The following is a 20250-nucleotide window of genomic DNA, read 5'->3' on the forward strand; positions in this document are numbered from 1 at the left end:
TTTATCGAAACTAAGATACTTGAGATACTAATTATTCATCGCCAACTTACCGAGCTTCATTGCAGCAGCATGATGGCGGTGCATTAGTTGCTCCATGTCTACGCCAATAACGGCACCATCATTAACTCGCCATTTTCCGGCTACCATTACTTTATCCGCTTGTTGAGCACCACAAAGTAGTAATGCAGCGAGTGGATCGTGGCTACCAGAGAAGCGAATATCATCGAGCTTGAACATTGCGATGTCGGCTTGTTTGCCAACCTCTAGTGTACCAATGTCGGTTCTGCCCATTGCGCGTGCCGAGCCTGATGTCGCCCAGCGCAGTGCGTCAAAGTGTGAAACATTAGCAGAACCATATTGCAGGCGCTGTAAGTACATTGCCATGCGCACTTCGGCAATCATATTGGAGCCGTCGTTTGAGGCCGAACCATCCACACCTAGCCCGACTTTTACGCCTGCTGCTTCAAGGTCGTTGTTCTTACAAATACCGGAAGCCAGCATCATGTTGGACGTCGGGCAATGGCTAATTCCAATGCCCGCTTTACCCAAACGTTTGATCTCTTCTGGGTTGAAGTGAATACCATGAGCAAGCCAAGTGCGTTCGTTCAGCCAACCCACATCCTCTAGGTAATCGACAGGGCGCAAGCCAAACTTCTCAATACAGAAGTCCTCTTCATCCAAGGTTTCGCATAGGTGAGTGTGCATCATCACGTTCTCACGCTCACTGATCTTGGCGGTCTCTTTCATCAGGTCTGTAGTGACTGAAAACGGCGAACAAGGCGCGAGTGCGATTTGAATCATCGCCCCTTCATCACGCTGGTGGTAATCGCGGATTAAGCGTTCACTGTCATCAATGATGGTCTGTTCGGTTTGAATGGTGTGTCGTGGAGGTAGTCCACCTTCATCTTCCCCAAGGCTCATGGAGCCGCGCGTGAATATCGCTCTCACGCCTAGTTTCTCTGCGGCCTCGACTTGTAAATCAATCGCGTGCTCTAGCCCGTTAGGTATCAAGTAATGATGGTCTGATGCTGTCGTACAACCTGACATCATTAGCTCAACCAGCGCCAGTTCAGTGGCAAGGCTCATCATCTCAGCATCGAGGTTAGCCCAAACAGGGTAGAGGCTTTGTAGCCAATGGAAGAGTTCTTTATTCAGTGCGCCGGGGTAGGCTCGCGTTAGGGTTTGATAGAAGTGGTGGTGCGCATTGATAAGCCCAGGAGTCACAACATGACGAGAGGCGTCGACGCTGTAATCTACGGGTAAGGTTGGCTCTTTGTGTTTGCCAACCAGCTCAATGATTGTATTACCTTTAATGACAATACCGCCTTCTGCATCAGCCAGTGAGCCAGTGTAGATTGCGAGAGGATTCTTAATCCAGATGGTTTCCATTCATAGTAGTCCTTAGCCATCTCAGCCTTTTCAGGGAAGAGGGTCTTTATTGGTATTTGCTGTTGATAGATAAATTCGAATCAGGGGCCTTAAAACGTTCAACGCTCTAATCATTCCCTGATTCTGTGAAAATCGGTTTTACGTTAGTCAGTGAACCAGTTAATTAGGGAATCAGCTAGTTCGTTTTCGGCTCAGGGTTTTCTGATGCCGCTTGAACGTCTGCTTCTGTACTTGCTTGTTGAATCTCTAATTGTTCGTCTGAGTGTCGTTCTTCTTCAGCCTGTTCTTTCATTTCTAGCTCAACTTGCGCTTGGCTCTCGGCCAAAGCTTCTTGCTCTTCTGCTCGTGAAGATTTCGGCAACACAAGATTCAGTAGAACTGTCATGATGGTGCCCGTTGTAATGCCAGAGTGAAGGAAGTTCGCCAAATCATGTGGCAAGTGTTGTAGCAGTCTTGGTTCGAAAGTGACGGCCAAGCCAGACGCCAAACCTACACAGATTACCAAGGCATTTCGCTTGGTGTCTGCGGCTTTGATCAACATGCGGATACCCGCGTAGGCAATCATTCCGAACATCACAAAACCTACACCGCCTAAAACGGGTTTAGGAATCGTGACGGCAATAGCGGCTAATTTCGGGAATAAACCGCCTAAAATTAGTAAACCACCTGTTGCAGCCACTACATAGCGACTTGCCACACCTGTGATACCCACAATGCCGACGTTTTGGCTGAATGACGCTAATGGCATCGCAGTGAGAATAGAAGAGAGTGTGCTACCAAGGCCATCGCCTAGCAGTCCACGTTTTAGATCTTTACCACTGACTTGGGTTTGGCAGTTATTACCCAACGCCATGAAGTCACCAGTTGCTTCCGCGATAACTACGATGTACACCAAGCTCATACTGATGATGGCACTAGCAGAAAAGGTAAAGCCATATTTGAAAGGTTCAGGTCCGCCAACCCAAGCGGCAGAGCTGATTTGTTCAAGGTCGACCATGCCGAGCGATAAAGCCACAATGTAACCGCCTGCTAAACCAATCACGATAGCTGAAGCCGCAACCGCGCCTTTACAGTAAACCGATACGCCAATCACGATCCCCAAAGAGACCAGTGCGAGAAAGAGTTTAGGTAGCGTGGCGAATTGTTCCGTGTTGGCAGGAGAGTCGCCAACCCAGTTCATGGCAACCGGTAAAATGGTTAAGCCGATTAGGGTAACCACAACACCACTTACCACGGTTGGGAACAGCTTGCGAACCTTGTCCATGTAGAAGCTGGCACCAATGACCACAAACGAGCCGATCAGCGCCGAGCCCATGATAGCGGCGACACCACCTTCGTTACCGATCGAAATTGCCACGCCTAAAAAGGCAAAGCTCGAACCCATAACAACGGGTAATCGAATACCAACAGGGCCAAAGCCAAGACATTGCGCGACAGTCACAATACCAGACGCCAATAGCGCTGCATTGATCAGTGAGACGATCTCTGTGTTGGGTAGGCCGATGGAGGCACCGACAATCAGAGGGACAGCGACGATACCACCAATCGAGGCGAGCATGTGCTGTAAAGCGAGTAGAAGGGTTAGCCCATGAGGCGGTCTTTCATTAAGGGTGTACAGAAGTTTCATTTGATATTCCTCTGCCTGCGTTTCCGTTGACAGGCGATTGGCGGTCAAATAATGACTTCTACAAACTGCGTAGGGTCATAAAAAAGGTGCACTGACTCGGTCGGGTTTCTGCTCTCTCGTCATCAATGCAATTAGCTTTCTTAAAAATCATGTTGTTGCTTGGCTTGCGAACCAGCCAAGCAACGTTGTGAGCAATCAAGAAACGACTGCTCGGGAGTTATAGGGTTAACCGATGAACACCAGCTTGGCGATGAAGATAGCCGCTAGGAAGTACATCGAGATAGACACATCTTTGGTTTTACCTGTCGCCAGCTTAAGCACTGTGTAGGTAATGAAACCCAGTGCGATACCATTCGCGATAGAGAAGGTCAGTGGCATCATCAGTGCAGTGATTGCAGCGGGAGCACCGTTGGTAAAGTCTTTCCAATCAACGTGCTGCATGCTGCTCATCATCACGAATGCGACGTAAATAAGAGCACCAGACGTAGCGTAAGCTGGGATCATACCTGCAAGCGGTGATAGGAAAATTGCCGCTAAGAACAATACACCAACCACAATTGCTGAAAGGCCAGTACGTGCGCCTGCTGCAACACCGGCTGCACTCTCTACATAACTGGTTACTGGCGGACAACCCACACACGCACCTGCCACGCTTGAAATACTGTCGGCTTTCAGTGCTTTGCTCAGGCCTTCAATCTTACCCGTTTCAGGATTGGTCAGATTTGCACGCTCAGCCACACCCATCAAGGTACCGGCTGTATCAAACATGTTTACAAAAAGGAAAGCCAAGATAACGCTGATCATCGATACGTTCAGTGCACCTGCGATATCCATTGCCATAAAGGTAGGAGCTAGGCTTGGTGGTGCAGCGAAGAAGCCATCGTAGTGAACTAAGCCAAGCATCATGCCGACTAGTGTTACACTCAAAATACCGATCAGTACTGCACCAAACACTTTACGTTCACTCAGAACCGCAATGATCAAGAATGCAATCGCAGCAAGCAGAGCTTCAGGCTTGGTGAAGTCACCCAGTGAAACCAAAGTTGCTGGGTTTTCGACGACGATACCTGCTGTTTTTAAGCCAATTAGACCTAAGAACAGACCAACACCCGCAGTCATCGAGTAGCGCAAGCTCTCAGGAATACTCTCGATGATCCATTGGCGGACTTTGTAGAAACTCATCCCGACAAACAAAATACCGGAGATAAACACCGCACCCAGTGCCACTTCCCAGCTGTAACCCATTTCGCTCACAACCGTGAAAGAGAAGAAGGCGTTCAAGCCCATACCCGGTGCAAGGCCGACAGGCCAGTTCGCGAATAAGCCCATTAACAAACAACCAATCGCGGCACCAATACAGGTAGCGACAAATACCGCCCCTGCATCCATACCTGAAGCGGCCATGATCTGTGGGTTAACGAAGATGATATAAGCCATGGTTGCGAAGGTGGTGACACCGCCGACTAACTCATTTTTTACGCTGCTTCCGTGTGCCTTAATCTTAAAGAGTTTCTCTAAAATTCCGTTGTTCGCATCTTGGTTGAGTATTTCTGTTTTACTCTCACTCATGTCTGCAAGTCCTTTTATGTTGTGATCCATTTATTGAATACAGCGAGATTTCAATATTAAGTTTTAAGGTTTTCCTAGCTCTAACTCGATATTGATGAACTTTGTGTGGCTCATTTTTTAACTGTTAACGTTGTTAGTATTTTTATATGAGCGTGTTTAGTGAGTGCACACCTTTTGGGATGCACACATCACGCATGAATCTGTTTATTATTGGGTGATTGAGCCTAGATCAGGGTTCTAAGCATCGGGACTAACTGCCCCGATAAGTCGAGAAACTGTATGGTGAGACTAAAAGTGGAACGTGGTAGTGCGCATCGGGATCATCCAAGCCGAAGCGAATCACCACATCGTCTAGGAAAGGCACACCATCCAATTCCACACCTTTGTTTTTGTAGTAGTCGGCTACATAGAACACCAATTGATATTTCCCCGGTCGGAAATCATTCCCTGCCAGAATCGGCGCATCGGTTCGGCCATCGGAGTTCGTGATTACCGTCGCCAGCTTTTCTGTTGAGCCTTCATTGACCTTATAAAGCTCTACCTTGATCTCTGCACCCGGTAAGCCGTGAGTCGTGTCTAATACGTGTGTTGTTAGTCTTCCCATAGTCCTTTAATAGCGCTTTTGGCGCTCCTCTGTTCCGTGGTTTATCTGTCTGCTTCGACCTTGCAAAGAATGCAACTGGTCACTTTGTTATCACTAACTATGTACGAACTGTACACAATTAGTAAAGCGAATTGTTACAAAAATGTTGGCTAACCTGTCGTTTTTCTTGACTTTATAGATCTTGATTATCGCTTTTTAATGAACTTGAATTTTGTTAACTTGTTGTTTTTAATTCAAAAAGTTGCGAGCATTTAACTTGAATAACAAAATCTTTACATCGAGATAAATAATTGTATACAATAAATGTACAGGGGTAAGGTTACTCGATTTTTGGAAAGTCCATTAACTGATTTATTTTGATGAACCAGTGAAAGAGCGGCTAAGCCAACCACTTATGTTAGGAGTACTTGGATGAATAAGGATTATTCAAGAAATTTGATCGGTTACGGAGCTAACCCTCCAAACCCTCAATGGCCAGGTAATGCGCGCGTCGCGGTTTCTTTTGTATTGAACTATGAAGAGGGCGGTGAGCGTTGTTTGTTACATGGAGACGACGAGTCTGAAGCCTTTCTCTCAGAGATCCCGTCAGCACAACCGATCAAAGGCGAACGTCACATCAGTATGGAATCCATCTATGAATATGGTAGCCGTGTAGGTGTGTGGCGTGTTCTTCGCTTGTTCGATGAATATGAAATTCCACTGACCGTATTTGCGGTCGCAATGGCGATTGAGCGTCATCCAGACGTTGCCAAAGCCATGGTCGAGGCGGGTCACGAAATCTGTAGCCACGGTTATCGCTGGATAGACTATCAATACATTGATGAGTCTGAAGAGCGTGACCACATGACTAAAGCGATTGAGATCATCCAACAAGTGACAGGTCAACGCCCACAAGGTTGGTACACAGGTCGCACGGGTCCAAATACGCGTCGCTTGGTCGCAGAAGAGGGCGGTTTTCTTTACGACTCGGATGCCTATGATGATGACCTGCCTTATTGGCACACCGAGACTGGTTATCCGCAACTGGTGATCCCATACACTCTCGATGTGAACGACATGCGTTTTTCAACCGCGCAAGGCTTCAACTCGGGTGAGCAGTTCTTCCAGTATCTGAAAGACACGTTTGACACCCTTTATATGGAAGGTGAAACCGCACCGAAAATGATGTCGGTTGGGCTTCACTGTCGTTTGATTGGTCGCCCCGGTCGTATTGCTGCATTAAGACGTTTCCTCGATTACGTCAAACAGCACGACAGCGTGTGGTTATGTCGTCGAATCGATATTGCTAACCATTGGCACCAACATCATCCATATCAACCAAATAACGCTAATCATCAACAGCAAAAGTAGCAGTGAAGCAAGGAGGCTTAACGTGACTGAATTTCGATCATGCCAACCAACGACCATGGACCGCGATACCTTTGTCGCTCACTTCGCTGACGTCTACGAACACAGCCCGTGGGTTGCAGAACTGGTGTATGACCAAGGTTTGAATGCCGAAGACGACCATATCGAGAATCTTCATCTGAAAATGGCATCGACCTTGTTAAGTGCAGACCAAGGCAAACAGTTGGCTTTGATCAACGCTCACCCGGATTTAGCCGGTCGAGCAGAAGTAAACGGCGAACTCACAGAGTCGTCGACCAAAGAACAAGCGGGGGCGGGCATCGACCAGTGCAACGCCGAAGAATTTGAAAAATTCACTTCTTATAACAACAGCTACAAAAGTCGCTTCAATTTCCCTTTTATCATGGCGGTGAAGGGAGCCAATCGTTACCAAATTCTTGAGTCGTTCGAGATGCGATTAGGAAATGATAGTGAAACTGAGTTTGCTACGGCGATTCAAGAGATCAACAAGATCGCGATGTTTCGTCTCTGGGATATGTAAGTTAACGGAGTTAACAGCTATCTCAGCCCAGTCTTAGTGAGCCAAGAGCTTTGTTTATCAGAGCGCAGCTTATTAGAGCTTGATTTATCGAAGACTTGTTTATCAAAGCCTTATTGAATAAAGCATAAGCCTCTAAGTTCTCATTTTATTATTACTTGATTAATTGGATAGGATTACACGGACATGACCCAAACATTTGAACAATTCATAAACCTTGCAGACGAAAAACTCGGCGCAGAAGCTATCTTTGCAACAGACGATTTTTTTGCCGATAAAAGCCGTCTACTCAGCCACGCAGCGCCCGAGTGGAAAGACGACTTATACGACAATAACGGCAAGTGGATGGACGGTTGGGAAAGCAGACGCAAACGCGGTGAAGGTTACGACTACTGTGTCGTTCGCCTTGGCCTAGCTGGCACCATTGCTGGCGTTGATATTGATACCTCATTCTTCACAGGTAACTTCCCACCTTCGGCATCAATTGACGCGTGTTATTCACCACAAGGTGAGCCAACTGATTCAACAGAGTGGCAAGAAATTCTGCCTTCAATGGCACTACAGGGTGATCATCATCATCTTGAAGACATCGAAAGTGACCAAGTATTTACGCACCTACGTTTGAACATCTACCCAGATGGAGGTGTTGCACGCTTACGTGTTTATGGCCGACCAAGCGTGGATTGGGAAGCAATTGATTCTCAGCAACAAGTCGACCTAGCATCGGTTGAACACGGTGGCCGAGCATTGGCATGTAGCGATGAGCACTACGGCAACAAAGCCAACATCTTAGGCCCTGGCCGCGGTGAAAACATGGGTGATGGCTGGGAAACAGCACGTCGTCGTACACCGGGTAACGACTGGGTTATCGTGGCACTAGGCCACCCAGGCAACATCGAACGTATCGTCGTGGACACGGCCCACTTCAAAGGTAACTACCCAGACAGCTGCTCAATTCAAGCCGCTTACGTGAAAGGCGGTACCGACGATCAAGTAGAAACACAAAGCCTATTCTGGCGTGAACTGTTGCCTGCACAAAAGCTGCAAGCGCACGAGATTCACGAATTCATTTCTGAGGTTAATGACCTTGGTGCAATTACCCACGTACGTGCAAACATATTCCCAGATGGCGGTATTAGCCGTTTGCGTCTGTTTGGTACGAAAGCGAAATAGGTAAGGAAATGAGTATGAGTAATGGAATACGTCGTTTATCTATCGAACCGTTAACCAAGCAGGCTTTTGCAGAGTTTGGCGATGTTATCGAGTCCGATAATAGTGATTTCTTCATGATCAACAGTGGATCAACACGTCGCTACCACAAGCTAGCGACAACGGATGTGCAAGACCAAGACGGAGAAGCCATCATCAGCATCTTCCAAGCCACACCGTTGAGCTACCCACTGACCATCAAAATGTTAGAGCGTCATCCACTTGGCTCTCAGGCATTTATTCCATTACTTGGTCAACCCTATTTAATTGTTGTTGCGCCAAAAGGCGACGATCCAACATTAGCCAATAGCCGAGCTTTCTTGAGTAACGGCCGTCAAGGAGTGAACTATCACAAAGGGGTGTGGCATCACCCAGTTCTCGCGCTTACTGATCAAGACCAGTTCTTGATCGTCGATAGAGGCGGCGAAGGGCACAATTGTGACGAAGTTTATTTCGACAGCGACCGAGTGGCATTGCATTTGGACGATCTGCCAACGGACGACAATAAGGAAGAGCAACGCTTAGCTAAAGCGTTGTGATACAGGAGTTTATTATGGATCCGCATATTACAGAATGGTTGAATTTAGCAATACGCTGGGCTCACATGATTGTTGGTGTTGCGTGGATAGGCGCATCATTTTACTTTGTTTGGTTAGAGAACAACCTTAACCGAGTAAACCCAAAAACGGGCCTTTCAGGCGACTTATGGGCGATTCACGGTGGTGGTATTTATCACCTAGAGAAGTACAAACTTGCGCCACCAGAAATGCCAGAGCACCTGCACTGGTTCAAATGGGAAGCTTACTTCACATGGATCACCGGTGTGTGTCTACTGGGTGTGGTTTACTACCTCAACGCTGAGATTTACCTGATTGCACCGGGCTCTGGCCTTGATTCAACCACCGCAATCGCGATTGGTATTGGTTCATTCGTTGCTGGTTGGTTTATCTACGACTTACTGTGTGATTCACCATTAGGTAAAACCCCCGTACTGCTTGGCGTTGTGCTGTTTGTGCTGCTCGTCGCTGCGACCTATGGCCTCACTCAAGTGTTCAGTGGGCGTGGTGCTTACATCCACGTGGGTGCCATCATTGGTACCATCATGGTGGGTAACGTATTCCGCGTTATCATGCCTGCGCAGCGTAACTTGGTGAAAGCGATTGAAGAGAAACGCGAACCGGATCCAGCACTGCCTGCGAAAGGCTTATTGCGCTCTCGTCACAACAACTACATGACACTGCCAGTGCTGTTCATCATGATCAGTAATCACTTCCCAAGCACTTATGGCTCGGAATACAACTGGTTGATTCTTGCTGGCTTAGCGATCTTCAGCATCTTGGTGCGTCACTACTTCAACACCCGCCATGGTAGTCAGAAGTTTGCATGGACAGTGCCAGTTGCGGCTCTGGGTATGATTACTCTCGCGTTTGTTACCTCACCTTACGCGAAAAAACAGATGACTCCCGTTGTGCAAGCACCAGTGGTTCAAGAAGCGCAAGTGAGCGCGACAGAATCGGCTCCAGAAGAACTTGCTGCGAATAACACAGCTTCGGCAACGACTGATGCTCAACAGGCTCCAGCGCATGCAACGCAATCTGCGAGCGCAGGCGTCAGCTTTGAAACCATCAACAAAGTCATTCAAGAGCGCTGTTCTGTGTGTCACTCATCAACCCCTAGCCATGCTGCTTTTGCTGCTGCGCCAGGTGGTGTGATGTTTGATACCCCAGAAGAGATTAAAGCAAACGTACCAAGAATTGTTGCTCAAACGGTAACAACTAAGGTGATGCCGCTCGGAAACATGACTCAAATGACTGATGAGGAACGCGCACTCATCGGCACTTGGGTAGAGCAAGGCGCTACGCTTCAATAACCGTACTTTGCAATAACCGTACTTTTCAATAACAGTACCCAGCATCCTTTACCTAAGAGCATGAGTCTTAGGTGAGGCTTGGGGAGAGTTTGGTTTACGGGCACGCGCCAAACTCATCCCACCCTGTTTCCCCGGTTCCTATAACCGGGGCATTTTGTTTTTGGACAAAAGAAATGCAGATTTATCATTCAGTTGGTGACTCTATATGCATATCTGGTTTAGAGTTCGCGAGATTGGATGTTATTTAACTATTTGGGTGTAATTTTTTTTTGCTCAGAGCTTTAGCAACTTCAAAATTGACTATGTATCAGGGGGTAATCGGTGTTTGACGTATCAAGTTTTAAACCAACAGAAGAAGATGTGATTAGAAACTCGAAGCTAGAGACGCTCTATAATCATACTTTTGAAAAAGGTCGGTTTTTCCAAGTGATTTTTTCTGATGAAAGAGAGTTTCACATTCAGTTAGCTCCTCGGACAATGATGAAAGTTGTGTATCTCAAAGATAAAGATGATATCGAGGGAATAAAGCTGTGTAAGTTAGTGAGTGGGCAAGAAAAGCAAGTTATTGAGTTTTCAAAATTCAATATGCAGCAGCTAAAAACTTTTCTCAATTTCATTCAAGAACTCGACCTTCAAGGAGTAGCAGAGCGTCGTATTCGGCTTTCTGAAGATTCCATGGATATCCTTGATGCTGAAACAAAGCAGAAAATCACCACATTGCTCTCTGGATCGGATGGAGGGGAGGTTGTCAGGGATTTATTATCTCAAGGTATGATAACCACTCAAGACTTGGTTAATACTGGTTATCGTAAAGCACAGCTTGATATATTCAAAAAGCTTCTCTACTCCAACTATTTACCACAATATAAACATGATATTGGAAGACCAGAAACAAAAGATGAAACCGCATGGCAGCACTTTTTCTCCATGAATCAATGGATCTTTGGATATGGTTTGGATTATCGATTTCAAGGAGTACTGCAGAAAGAGTTCCATGCATCTGATACTAATGCTGGAGGAAGTGAGGGCGTCATTGCCGATTTTCTAATGGGTGATCATAGGTTCACTACTTTTGTTGAGTTAAAGTTACCTACGCCCCCGCTTTTTGGAACAACAAAAAACAGAGCACAAAGTTGGAAACTTTCCAAAGATTTGATGGAGGCTTACTCTCAAATTTTGGAGCAAAAAGCGAGCGGTATATTGAAAATTGAAACTACTCGTGAACTCTATGCCGATGATTATAGTGAAATCAATCAAAGTGCGTATGACTCTAAAGCTGTTCTAATTGTTGGTAGTTGGGATCAAATAGACGACGTGTCCGAGCCTGCTGGAATCAAAAAAATGAAACGCAAAACGCTCGAGCTTTTTAGAAGAGATTCTCGAAACATTGAAATAATAACGTACGATGAATTGCTAGAAAGGGCATCATTTATTGCTCTTAATGAGACTAACACGCTTAGGTAATAAGCTGCTTAAATCGTGATTTTGTGGAGCAAATGTGACAGGAGTGTAAAATATAGGTAGTTATGACCGTATTGAATCAAGAGATAGGAAAGGATAAATATGGATATTGCCGTACTAACATTTGATGGGTTCAACGAGCTGGATTCTTTTATCGCCGCGGGTATTTTGAATCGAATGAAAGAGTTTGGCTGGAATGTGCAGATCACTAGCCCCACAGAATCAGTGACTTCAATGAATGGAGTCACAATTCAATCTCAGCAACCTCTGGAATTTGCCAATACTGCTGATGCGGTGTTGTTCGGTAGTGGCATGTTGACTCGCGATATTGCCCAAGACTCTAAATTACTCTCAAGGTTAAGCCTTAATCCACAAACACAATTGATTGGCGGTCAATGTTCAGGGACTTTGTTAATGTCGGTATTGGGATTGCTGAATCAAGTTCCAGCCTGTACTGATTTAACAACGAAACCATGGGTAATTGAATCCGGCGTGACTGTGTTGGATCAGCCGTTTTATGCGGAAGGTAACATTGCTACAGCGGGTGGCTGCTTGTCATCCAAATATCTAGCAGCATGGGTTATCAGTAAATTAGCAGACCAAGCACATGCCGAAGCTGCAATTCACTATGTTGCGCCAGTTGGCGAGAAAGAAGACTCAGTGAGTCATTGCATGTCGATAGTGAGTGATTATCTTTAGTCGTGTATTAGTCCTAGTTCACGTGTTAATCATTCATACTGACGATTTTCCCCTTTGTCCTAATAGTTCATTCGGAGGTTCAGATATTTATCAAACCTCTGACCTGTCAATAAAGTCTATACATTGTTCATTTTATTGATAATAATTATCACTTAATTTTTGTTATTAATTTAAGTGATGATCAATTTGAGATTTACCAACTTTCTTCCTCTTAATCTTTTACTTCTAACCCCTATTACTCTTGCAACGACCTCTGATTTTTTGGATGCCGAAGAATTTAACCATTCCCAAGATACCATTTGTGAAAGCGTGGTCTGTAATAACCCAACTACGCCTTTAATTTTACCAAGGACTGAAGCGGAAAACGAAGTTGAAGAACATGTTTCATCATACGAACCCATCGATGAACTTGAGGAATACCGAGTGCTTTCTCAAAAGCGTATACCCAAATATTGCAGCGATCTAAATGAGATGTACGGTGTTCGTCTGAAAGACTGTATGCATATGTAGTTCTGTATAAGGTTCTTGAACTGAATCTCTACCCATGGCATTTTCTGTTCCAAATTGACTTTAATTAGGGCAGAGAATGGAAGAGGTGATAGTCGCGTATTTTAGGGCATTAAGCGCATTCTTCAGATATATGTTTCAGTCGCTCGTGATCGAATTTATTGGTTACGGTTCTGGTTGGATAGTCTGTAAGGTATTTACATTAGGACGCTTCCCTTCATTGATTCCAACTGAAAAAGAGCGAACCAGAATCTCTTATATCGGTGCGATTAGCATCGCACTATTTCTGTTAGCCATCGGTGTGTTCAATAGCTTTTAATGCTTAGAGCCAGTCATAGAAGCGAGTAAGTATGAAATTCTACCCTGCTGAACAATACCAAACTGCTTGTCATGAAATGTTTGCTCGATATGAGCGTGATATCAAAAAGCTAATCCCTAACGCGAGAGTTGAGCACGTAGGCGCATCTTCTATTCCATCCGCCGTATCTAAGGGCGATTTAGATATCTTCGTTGGAGTTGAGCTTGGCGAACTTGAGGATGCTATAGAGCGACTTACAACACTCGGCTTTAAAGAGAAACTCGATACGTTAAGAACATCAGAACTGTGTATGTTGGAATCTACATCTTCTGATGATGTGGCGTTGCAAGTGGTGGCCAACGGTTCTGAGTTTGAATGCTTTCTAACGTTTCGTGACAAGCTACGTGTGAATCCGGCATTAGTGGAGCAATACAACACCCTCAAAATGTCTTGTGAAGGTTGGCCACAAGATGAATACCGCGAAAAGAAGTCGACTTTTATCGAGCATGTGCTGGCTCTGAAATAGTCAGCAGTCCTTACCCTTTTTGTCTCCAATCTATATATCTTAGTTAAATCGCTAGGCGTACGTTTTTTAGTTCACCTTATCTAAAGGCTTTCACCTCGGAACATCTCCTGTTCATTAGAAGTGATTGCATAAAATAGTTCCTCTAACCATTTGATTAAAATTGCACGTGAGTGATTAATTTTATACAGAACAATGGTTTAGTACGATTCATCTACTTTTCTGCATTTTAACTACTCATTATGCAATGTAGCTCACATATATGCATGGGCATTTAAAATTAAATCATTTGCATATGTTATGTTTTTCGCATTTTTATAAAGTCTAGGTTATTACATGAAAAATAAGGTATTTCTTTGCTCTGCTCTTCTTCTCGCATTATCTGGGTGTGCTTCTGTGCCAACAGTCGATTCTTCAGTTTCTGATCAAGCGAAAACGTTCCCTGCTCCTAAAGAAGGTAATACAGGCATCTATATCTATCGTGAAGATACTTTTGTCGGTGGCGCGCTCAAAAAGTACGTATATGTTGATGGAGAATGCGTAGGTGAAACGGCTCCTGGTGTGTTCTTTTATCACGAGGTCAAAGGAAACGAAGAGCATGTCGTCAGTACGGAATCTGAATTTTCTGAAAATCACGTCTCCCTTTTTACTGCTGAAGGTCGGAATTACTTCGTTAACCAATACATTAAAATGGGCGTTTTTGTCGGTGGTGCAGGTGTTGAGTTAGTCGATGAAGAAGTAGGGAAAGCTGAAGTACGCAAAGTCGCAATGGCTGAAAGCGGTAACTGCCCTTCTATATAGTGATTCAATCTAATTCAAGATGACGTCAGAGCTTTGAGTTTCTGACGTTTTTTAATTTATAGGCATTTTGACTTTAGGAAAGGACATGTCTGAAGTAATAGAAAACACCCCTACAATTGTACTCGCGTCTCGATGGTCCCGGGTAGGGGCAAGTTTGATTGATGGCCTGATTGGTATAGCTATGATGACGCCAATCTTTCTCTATACCGATTATTTTCAAAAAATATTCGATACAGGGAAAATTGATACGAAAGAACTACTTATAGCCTCAGTTTACGGTTGGGTGGTGTTCCTATTGTGTCATGGCTACTTACTGCAAAAGAAGGGACAAACGATCGGAAAAAATGTAATGGAAATTGCGATTGTTGATATGGATGGTAAGCAAATAGGACTGTTCAACATAGTGATCAAACGAATCTTACCTATGAGCATCTTTGTTTATATTCCTGTTATTGGTCAGTTTATATCTATTCTTAATTACCTGTTTGTTTTCCGCAAAAATAGACGCTGCTTGCATGATTTAATCGCAGGCACTCAGGTGGTTAGTGTGGCGGTACCTAGAAATCTAGATTTCAGTACTATCGAATAATTCCAAAGTAAGCTTTGTCTCGGTAATTACATGCTCAAATAAACAGCGCCAACGCCAATTCTTGGTGCTGTTTTTACTTTCCTCTTACACTCTTTTCTAATATCGAACCTAGTATCAAATTACTCTTTGTCATACAGGCAAGTAACTCATTATGAAGCACTTCTTCGATAGCGAACTCATGCTCTCTAGCTCCTTGAATTTCGTTTTGCTATCCCTTGGGCTAACGCTCCTCTTACATATTCCAATTTGGTGTGGATTCAACTTGAGCCGACGCAAATGGAAATTGATGGACTATTTGTGGCCGCTGCTCGCGGGTATCGGCATGTTAGGTGCGGTGTCTGAAATTCGGGCATCGGTAGCCGGTGATTGGGTTGAAACTGAACAAACTAGAGCCGTCACTATTTTAGAGTCGATTCAGCAGTTCTCTTTGGATAAATTAAGAAGCGACATCTGCACAGGTCAGCCATCTTTAGACGCTAATGGACAGCACCATGAAGCGTGTTTGTGGTATTTGAACACGGCTATTACATTCAAAGATGTCGATTTCACTCTGTTGCCCAACGCCGCTGATTTTACGGTTCCTGCGCCTAACGTATCGCTGGTGGAAAGTGATGCAGTGTGGGTGGATGGTATGTTGAGTCAGTATGAGATGCAGAAAAACCAATACATAAAAACCAGAGAAGCGCAGGTGAAGCAGCCATTAGAAAGCATCTTCTGGTATGTGAGTCCTTACTTAGTGTGCTTCGCTATTGCTTTGCGTTTGACGAAAGTGACCGCAGAGCTCAAATTAGATAAGTGCGCATAACTTGAGTTCCTAGTACTTATTACCCAGATAGAAAAGGTGAAGTAATGAATGTGAGTGAGTTTTCTCGGTTGGTGGGCTTGTCTGCCCATACGCTTCGCTACTATGAAAAAATAGGCTTGCTGAAAAATGTTCAGCGGAACAGTAGCGGTCATCGAGTGTATACATCGAAGGACGTTACCTGGATTGAGTTTGTGAAGCGCTTAAAAGATACCGCAATGCCACTGGATGAGATTTTAGAATACGCAAAGCTGAGGGAGTTAGGGCCAGAATCGACTTCTCAACGCCAAGTGTTGCTCGAACAACATCAACAGAATTTGCGAGTTTATATCGAAGAGCAGCAAAAGCACATGGCAGCGTTGGAAGAAAAAATTAGTCTGTATCGAGATGGAAAAGTCCGTTGACTTAGAGTCGACTCTAACTTGTAAGGTGTTCCTGTGAACTATAAATACAGGAACAGACTCATGAATCAATCACGTTTTGAAACTGGCTTAGAAAGACTTAATCATATCGACGGAGAAGCAGGGCAACAGGTTATCGAAAGCTTGCAAGACATTTGCCCTGATCTTGCCAAGTATACTATCGAGTATCCCTTCGGAGACATCTATTCACGCCCCGGTTTGGATTTGAAATCACGAGAGATCGCGACCGTCGCTGCCCTTACCACACTCGGTAATTGTGCTCCTCAACTTAAGGTGCATTTGAATGCGGCACTCAATGTTGGATGCAGCGAGGAAGAGATTAAAGAAGTGATATTGCAGATGTCGGTGTATGCGGGATTCCCTTCTGCATTAAATGGCATGTTCGCATTTAAAGAGGTGCTTGCGGAGAGAAACACAGCCTAAGATATACAGGAAATATATTCTGAAAAAGGGAGCGTCAACTTGGCTAAGTTGCGCTCCCTTTTTATTGATCGGCTGAGTTTTAAAAGTCGTAAACCTGAAGGTTCGCGGTTCTTTAAGACGACAAAGACAGCGCGAAAGAAAGCAAGATAGGCAAGGTAACCACGCTCAAAAAGTTGCCGAACAACACCATAGACGCGACCTTGGGTGGCTCTACATTGAACCTTTCTGCAAACAGGTAGTTCATCACGGCGGGTGGCAGCATGGTGAACAGCACCATCATTTGCAGGTGCAGCGTTGGCAGCGGGATGAAGAAGTAGATGATGGTAAAGGCGATGGCCCCAGTAAACAGTGATTGAGCCGTACACAATAAGCCGACTTTTAATCCGCTCAATCTCAAGTTGACCATTTGCGAACCCAGCGACAACAGCATGATTGGCACGGCTGCTTGGCCGAGTAGTGATGTGGCTTCGTAGATTGGGTTCCAAACACCAACTCCAGATAAGTTCAGCGTCATCGCTAATGCAGCGGCTAAGAATATCGGCATCTTGAGGATCTGTTTGATCGGATTACCTTCACTCAATAGCGCCAAGCCAACACTAATGTGCACGCAAGCCGACACCACAAACAGCAATACAGCAGGGGCTAATGCGCTCTCGCCAAAGGTATAGGTGAATAGGGGAATGGCGAGGTTACCACTGTTGCGGAACATGTGTGGCGGCGCCCAAGCTTTGAAGTTGAGCTTAAAGATCTTACAGATTGGAATCATTAACAATGCTGGCACTAACACCGCCACCAAAGAGGCAGAGATAAGTGGTAGTTGCTCGGTGTCGAGGGGCATGGTGGTCAGCGATGCAAACACCAAAGCAGGAATACAGACATCCATGTTAATGCGATTGATCGGCTTGAAATCGGGCTTGAGCCAACGACCGACCGCAAAGCCAGCACTGGCTAAAGAAAAAACGGGAAACAGAATGCTGACGACCTGTTCGAACATAGAATTCCTTTCTAGATTGAGTGCTTCCATTTAGCTGAGATACGAATGTTTTAGAGAGACGCTAAAGTGAAGTATGAAATCGAGATGTATAAACATTAACCTATCAATATAATGACTTGGCGTCACCGAAGATCGTTGTTTGTGAACGGTTAATTTATATTTCTTTGAATGAAGCACAAAAAAGACCAGCGGCATCAGCAACTGGTCTTTCAAGGCTAGATAAATCTGGACGGATTTTTAATAAACGACGGCTGTCGCTGTCTAGCGATTGTTACTCAGTTTTAAGGCTAGCTAACGAGCTTTTGGTAGTCTTTGAAATTCACATCGTAGGCTTTCTCGCCGTAGATGTAAGTCTCGCTGACGGTTCTGTCGTCGCCCAAACTCATTAGCACAAATAGCTTTTCTTCAAGCTTGGTCGCTTGTTCCATTCTGAAGCGCATCAATTGTGTGGCGTGTAAGTCGAGTACCACGAAATCGGCTTCTTTTCCTACTTCTAAGTTACCGATCTTGTCTTCTAAATGCAGAGAACGTGCACCACCTAATGTTGCCAAGAACAGGGATTTCGCTGGGTGAAGCTTCTTATGTTGAAGCTGCATGATCTTGTAGGCTTCGCTCATGGTTTGCAGGATTGAGAAGCTAGTACCTGCGCCCACATCGGTACCCATACCAACACGAATGCCGTGCTCTTCCATTTCGGGTAGTCTGAACAGACCTGAGCCTAAGAACAGGTTAGAGGTCGGGCAGAAGGCGATGGCAGATTCAGTATCGGCAAGGCGTTTACATTCACAATCAGAAAGGTGAATACCGTGCGCGAATACCGAGCGTTTGTGCAGTAGGCCATAGTGGTCATACACATCTAAGTAGCTGTCGCGCTCTGGGAACAGCGATTTCACCCACTCGATCTCTTTCTCGTTTTCAGAAAGGTGAGTATGCATGTACACGTCTGGGTATTCTTCTAGCAGTTTACCTACAGTAGCAAGTTGTTCTGGTGTGCTGGTTGGCGCAAAACGAGGTGTCACCGCGTAAAGCAAACGGCCGCGGTTATGCCACTTTTCGATCAGCTCTTTTGAGTCTGTATAGCCAGATTCTGGTGTGTCAGTCAGGTAATCAGGAGCATTGCGATCCATCAGCACCTTACCCGCGATCATGCGTAGGTTACGTTTCTCAGCTTCTTCAAAGAACACGTTAACCGACTCTTTGTGTACAGTGCCAAATACCAGTGCCGTGGTGGTGCCGTTGCTTGCTAATTCGTCTAGGAATAGCTTCGCCACTTTGTGTGCATAGACTGGGTTTTTGAAGCGTTTTTCTTCTGGGAAGGTGTAGTTCTCTAACCAATCAAGTAGCTGTTCGCCATAAGACGCGATCATCCCTGTTTGAGGATAGTGGATGTGCGTATCAATAAAGCCAGAGGTGATCAGCTTGTCTTTGTATTCTTTTACTTCGAGTGTTTTAGGTTGGCGAGCTAATACCTCATCGGCATGGCCTAAGTCGACGACATGGCCGTTCTCAACCACTAAAACACCGTCTTCAAAATAGTCATAAGACTCATCGATACCGACATCTTTTGGGTCGGCGACGCTGTGTAAAATGCTGGCGCGATAAGCTTTGCGTTGCGTTGTCATGTTTACTTCCTTTTAATGACTTCAGCGACTTTATGGCCACTGAAGCTTTGCGACTTTTATTAGGCGATCTTCTCTTCCAATGGTGGTTCGCCTACGTCGCTTGGTTGACTGTGTTGATCGGTCAAATCCTGATTTCGATATTGTTTGGTTGGGCGCTTTTGTTCAAGTGCTTGGCCTTGATAGTGTGCGATCAGTTCACCCGCAACCGACACCGCAATTTCGGCAGGGTGTTTGCCATTCACAGCGCTAATACCAATAGGGCAAAGCATGGTTTCAATTTGCTCTTGGCTATAGCCGCGTTGCTCTAAGCGGAAGTCGAACTTCTTACGCTTCGTAAGCGAACCAATCATGCCAAAGTAACGGCTGTCTTCACGGTCGATGATGGCCTTAGTTAGGTCAAAATCGAGCTGGTGGTTGTGCGTCATCACGAGGTAATAGCTGTTCGGTGGCATGTGTTTTACTTCACCGACTGGGTCGTCTGAGACAAGCTTCTTCACACCATGTGGCAGCGTTTCAGGAAATACTTCTTCACGTTCATCAATCCAGGTCACACGGAAAGGCAGAGTCGCGACAATGTGCAGTAGCGCTTTGGCAACGTGGCCTGCGCCAAACAACACAAGGTGATTCTGCTGAGTGCCAATCGGTTCAAAGCTTAGTGTTGCCATTCCGCCACAACACTGGCCTAAGCGAGCGCCTAGGTTGAAGCGTTCCACTTTGAGCGATTTTTCGCTGGCAATCAGCATCTCGCGAGCCATTTTGGTGGCCACATGTTCAAGGTGACCACCACCAATCGTAGCGATGATTCGGTCACGAGTGACAAGCATTTTGGTGCCCGCATCGCGTGGAACGGAACCTCTGTCTTCGAGCACCGTCACCATTACACATGGCTCGTAGTTCTCTTCCAGTTTTGCCAGTTCGTGAATCCAATTATCCTTAAACATATGTCCTCCTAAATC

At 45.4% G+C, this 20250-nt stretch carries 22 protein-coding genes; 15 read left to right on the top strand and 7 right to left on the bottom strand.

Translation table 11 applies throughout. The features are described 5' to 3' along the window. Nucleotides 1-27: 27 nt before the first annotated feature. The 4 genes from ITG09_22885 to uraH form a co-directional block, all read right to left on the bottom strand. Nucleotides 28-1389, bottom strand: a complete 1362-nt coding sequence (locus tag ITG09_22885) for an 8-oxoguanine deaminase (protein UPR54223.1) — start codon at nt 1387-1389, stop codon at nt 28-30. Between the two features lie 175 nt (nt 1390-1564). Next, nucleotides 1565-3016: a purine permease gene (locus ITG09_22890; GenBank protein ID UPR54224.1), complete on the bottom strand. Its 1452-nt coding sequence runs from the start codon at nt 3014-3016 to the stop codon at nt 1565-1567. Nucleotides 3017-3241: 225 nt separating this feature from the next. Then, on the bottom strand, nt 3242-4585 hold the full coding sequence (locus tag ITG09_22895; GenBank protein UPR54225.1) for an NCS2 family permease: 1344 nt from the start codon (nt 4583-4585) through the stop codon (nt 3242-3244). A 250-nt stretch (nt 4586-4835) separates the two neighbouring features. Beyond that, nucleotides 4836-5189 (bottom strand): hydroxyisourate hydrolase, encoded by a 354-nt coding sequence (gene uraH / locus ITG09_22900; protein UPR54226.1) that lies wholly within the window; start codon nt 5187-5189, stop codon nt 4836-4838. Nucleotides 5190-5600: 411 nt separating this feature from the next. Between uraH and puuE the strand changes: the two genes are divergently transcribed. From puuE to ITG09_22975, 15 genes are all read left to right on the top strand, one after another. Beyond that, nucleotides 5601-6539, top strand: coding sequence for an allantoinase PuuE (gene puuE / locus ITG09_22905; protein UPR54227.1), 939 nt, complete (start codon nt 5601-5603; stop codon nt 6537-6539). 22 nt (nt 6540-6561) lie between these two features. Further along, nucleotides 6562-7077: a 2-oxo-4-hydroxy-4-carboxy-5-ureidoimidazoline decarboxylase gene (gene uraD / locus ITG09_22910; protein UPR54228.1), complete on the top strand. Its 516-nt coding sequence runs from the start codon at nt 6562-6564 to the stop codon at nt 7075-7077. Nucleotides 7078-7260: 183 nt separating this feature from the next. Beyond that, nucleotides 7261-8247, top strand: coding sequence for an allantoicase (alc, locus tag ITG09_22915; protein ID UPR54229.1), 987 nt, complete (start codon nt 7261-7263; stop codon nt 8245-8247). A gap of 14 nt (nt 8248-8261) precedes the next feature. Beyond that, a complete protein-coding gene (locus ITG09_22920; GenBank protein UPR54230.1) occupies nt 8262-8822 on the top strand; it encodes an ureidoglycolate lyase in 561 nt (186 codons plus the stop codon). 14 nt (nt 8823-8836) lie between these two features. Continuing rightward, complete coding sequence (locus ITG09_22925) at nt 8837-10153, top strand: urate hydroxylase PuuD (GenBank protein ID UPR54231.1); 1317 nt, start codon at nt 8837-8839, stop codon at nt 10151-10153. A 321-nt stretch (nt 10154-10474) separates the two neighbouring features. After that, on the top strand, nt 10475-11617 hold the full coding sequence (locus tag ITG09_22930) for a DUF4263 domain-containing protein (GenBank protein UPR54232.1): 1143 nt from the start codon (nt 10475-10477) through the stop codon (nt 11615-11617). Nucleotides 11618-11716: 99 nt separating this feature from the next. Continuing rightward, entirely contained in the window at nt 11717-12313 is a 597-nt protein-coding gene (locus tag ITG09_22935) for a DJ-1/PfpI family protein (GenBank protein ID UPR54233.1), read from the top strand. Between the two features lie 186 nt (nt 12314-12499). After that, on the top strand, nt 12500-12823 hold the full coding sequence (locus tag ITG09_22940; protein ID UPR54234.1) for a hypothetical protein: 324 nt from the start codon (nt 12500-12502) through the stop codon (nt 12821-12823). Nucleotides 12824-12899: 76 nt separating this feature from the next. Beyond that, on the top strand, nt 12900-13139 hold the full coding sequence (locus tag ITG09_22945) for a hypothetical protein (protein UPR54235.1): 240 nt from the start codon (nt 12900-12902) through the stop codon (nt 13137-13139). A 31-nt stretch (nt 13140-13170) separates the two neighbouring features. After that, nucleotides 13171-13644 (top strand): GrpB family protein, encoded by a 474-nt coding sequence (locus ITG09_22950; GenBank protein UPR54236.1) that lies wholly within the window; start codon nt 13171-13173, stop codon nt 13642-13644. A gap of 333 nt (nt 13645-13977) precedes the next feature. After that, nucleotides 13978-14442, top strand: coding sequence for a DUF2846 domain-containing protein (locus ITG09_22955; protein ID UPR54237.1), 465 nt, complete (start codon nt 13978-13980; stop codon nt 14440-14442). Between the two features lie 85 nt (nt 14443-14527). Beyond that, complete coding sequence (locus ITG09_22960) at nt 14528-15031, top strand: RDD family protein (protein UPR54238.1); 504 nt, start codon at nt 14528-14530, stop codon at nt 15029-15031. Nucleotides 15032-15317: 286 nt separating this feature from the next. After that, the gene (locus ITG09_22965; protein ID UPR54239.1) at nt 15318-15836 is read left to right on the top strand and encodes a hypothetical protein; all 519 of its coding nucleotides are present in this window, start codon (nt 15318-15320) and stop codon (nt 15834-15836) included. 44 nt (nt 15837-15880) lie between these two features. After that, entirely contained in the window at nt 15881-16237 is a 357-nt protein-coding gene (locus ITG09_22970; GenBank protein ID UPR54240.1) for a MerR family transcriptional regulator, read from the top strand. 60 nt (nt 16238-16297) lie between these two features. Then, complete coding sequence (locus tag ITG09_22975) at nt 16298-16678, top strand: carboxymuconolactone decarboxylase family protein (protein UPR54241.1); 381 nt, start codon at nt 16298-16300, stop codon at nt 16676-16678. Between the two features lie 112 nt (nt 16679-16790). Here the strand turns inward: ITG09_22975 and ITG09_22980 are convergent, their stop codons facing one another. The 3 genes from ITG09_22980 to xdhC all read right to left on the bottom strand — a co-directional run bounded on the left by ITG09_22980 (nt 16791) and on the right by xdhC (nt 20235). Continuing rightward, nucleotides 16791-17672 (bottom strand): AEC family transporter, encoded by an 882-nt coding sequence (locus ITG09_22980; GenBank protein UPR54242.1) that lies wholly within the window; start codon nt 17670-17672, stop codon nt 16791-16793. A 287-nt stretch (nt 17673-17959) separates the two neighbouring features. Next, nucleotides 17960-19294 (bottom strand): guanine deaminase, encoded by a 1335-nt coding sequence (guaD, locus tag ITG09_22985; protein ID UPR54243.1) that lies wholly within the window; start codon nt 19292-19294, stop codon nt 17960-17962. 59 nt (nt 19295-19353) lie between these two features. Continuing rightward, nucleotides 19354-20235, bottom strand: coding sequence for a xanthine dehydrogenase accessory protein XdhC (xdhC, locus tag ITG09_22990; protein UPR54244.1), 882 nt, complete (start codon nt 20233-20235; stop codon nt 19354-19356). Nucleotides 20236-20250: the final 15 nt, after the last annotated feature.

The sequence above is a fragment of the Vibrio cyclitrophicus genome (genome assembly GCA_023206055.1).
Lineage (GTDB): Bacteria > Pseudomonadota > Gammaproteobacteria > Enterobacterales > Vibrionaceae > Vibrio > Vibrio cyclitrophicus_A.

Bases quoted from the DNA above. Each gene is read 5' to 3' on its own strand.
- ITG09_22885 (UPR54223.1), bottom strand. From the start codon at position 1,389: ATGGAAACCATCTGGATTAAGAATCCTCTCGCAATCTACACTGGCTCA.
- ITG09_22890 (UPR54224.1), bottom strand. From the start codon at position 3,016: ATGAAACTTCTGTACACCCTTAATGAAAGACCGCCTCATGGGCTAACC.
- ITG09_22895 (UPR54225.1), bottom strand. From the start codon at position 4,585: ATGAGTGAGAGTAAAACAGAAATACTCAACCAAGATGCGAACAACGGA.
- uraH (UPR54226.1), bottom strand. From the start codon at position 5,189: ATGGGAAGACTAACAACACACGTATTAGACACGACTCACGGCTTACCG.
- puuE (UPR54227.1), top strand. From the start codon at position 5,601: ATGAATAAGGATTATTCAAGAAATTTGATCGGTTACGGAGCTAACCCT.
- alc (UPR54229.1), top strand. From the start codon at position 7,261: ATGACCCAAACATTTGAACAATTCATAAACCTTGCAGACGAAAAACTC.
- ITG09_22920 (UPR54230.1), top strand. From the start codon at position 8,262: ATGAGTAATGGAATACGTCGTTTATCTATCGAACCGTTAACCAAGCAG.
- ITG09_22925 (UPR54231.1), top strand. From the start codon at position 8,837: ATGGATCCGCATATTACAGAATGGTTGAATTTAGCAATACGCTGGGCT.
- ITG09_22935 (UPR54233.1), top strand. From the start codon at position 11,717: ATGGATATTGCCGTACTAACATTTGATGGGTTCAACGAGCTGGATTCT.
- ITG09_22945 (UPR54235.1), top strand. From the start codon at position 12,900: ATGGAAGAGGTGATAGTCGCGTATTTTAGGGCATTAAGCGCATTCTTC.
- ITG09_22950 (UPR54236.1), top strand. From the start codon at position 13,171: ATGAAATTCTACCCTGCTGAACAATACCAAACTGCTTGTCATGAAATG.
- ITG09_22955 (UPR54237.1), top strand. From the start codon at position 13,978: ATGAAAAATAAGGTATTTCTTTGCTCTGCTCTTCTTCTCGCATTATCT.
- ITG09_22960 (UPR54238.1), top strand. From the start codon at position 14,528: ATGTCTGAAGTAATAGAAAACACCCCTACAATTGTACTCGCGTCTCGA.
- ITG09_22965 (UPR54239.1), top strand. From the start codon at position 15,318: ATGGACTATTTGTGGCCGCTGCTCGCGGGTATCGGCATGTTAGGTGCG.
- ITG09_22970 (UPR54240.1), top strand. From the start codon at position 15,881: ATGAATGTGAGTGAGTTTTCTCGGTTGGTGGGCTTGTCTGCCCATACG.
- ITG09_22975 (UPR54241.1), top strand. From the start codon at position 16,298: ATGAATCAATCACGTTTTGAAACTGGCTTAGAAAGACTTAATCATATC.
- ITG09_22980 (UPR54242.1), bottom strand. From the start codon at position 17,672: ATGTTCGAACAGGTCGTCAGCATTCTGTTTCCCGTTTTTTCTTTAGCC.
- guaD (UPR54243.1), bottom strand. From the start codon at position 19,294: ATGACAACGCAACGCAAAGCTTATCGCGCCAGCATTTTACACAGCGTC.
- xdhC (UPR54244.1), bottom strand. From the start codon at position 20,235: ATGTTTAAGGATAATTGGATTCACGAACTGGCAAAACTGGAAGAGAAC.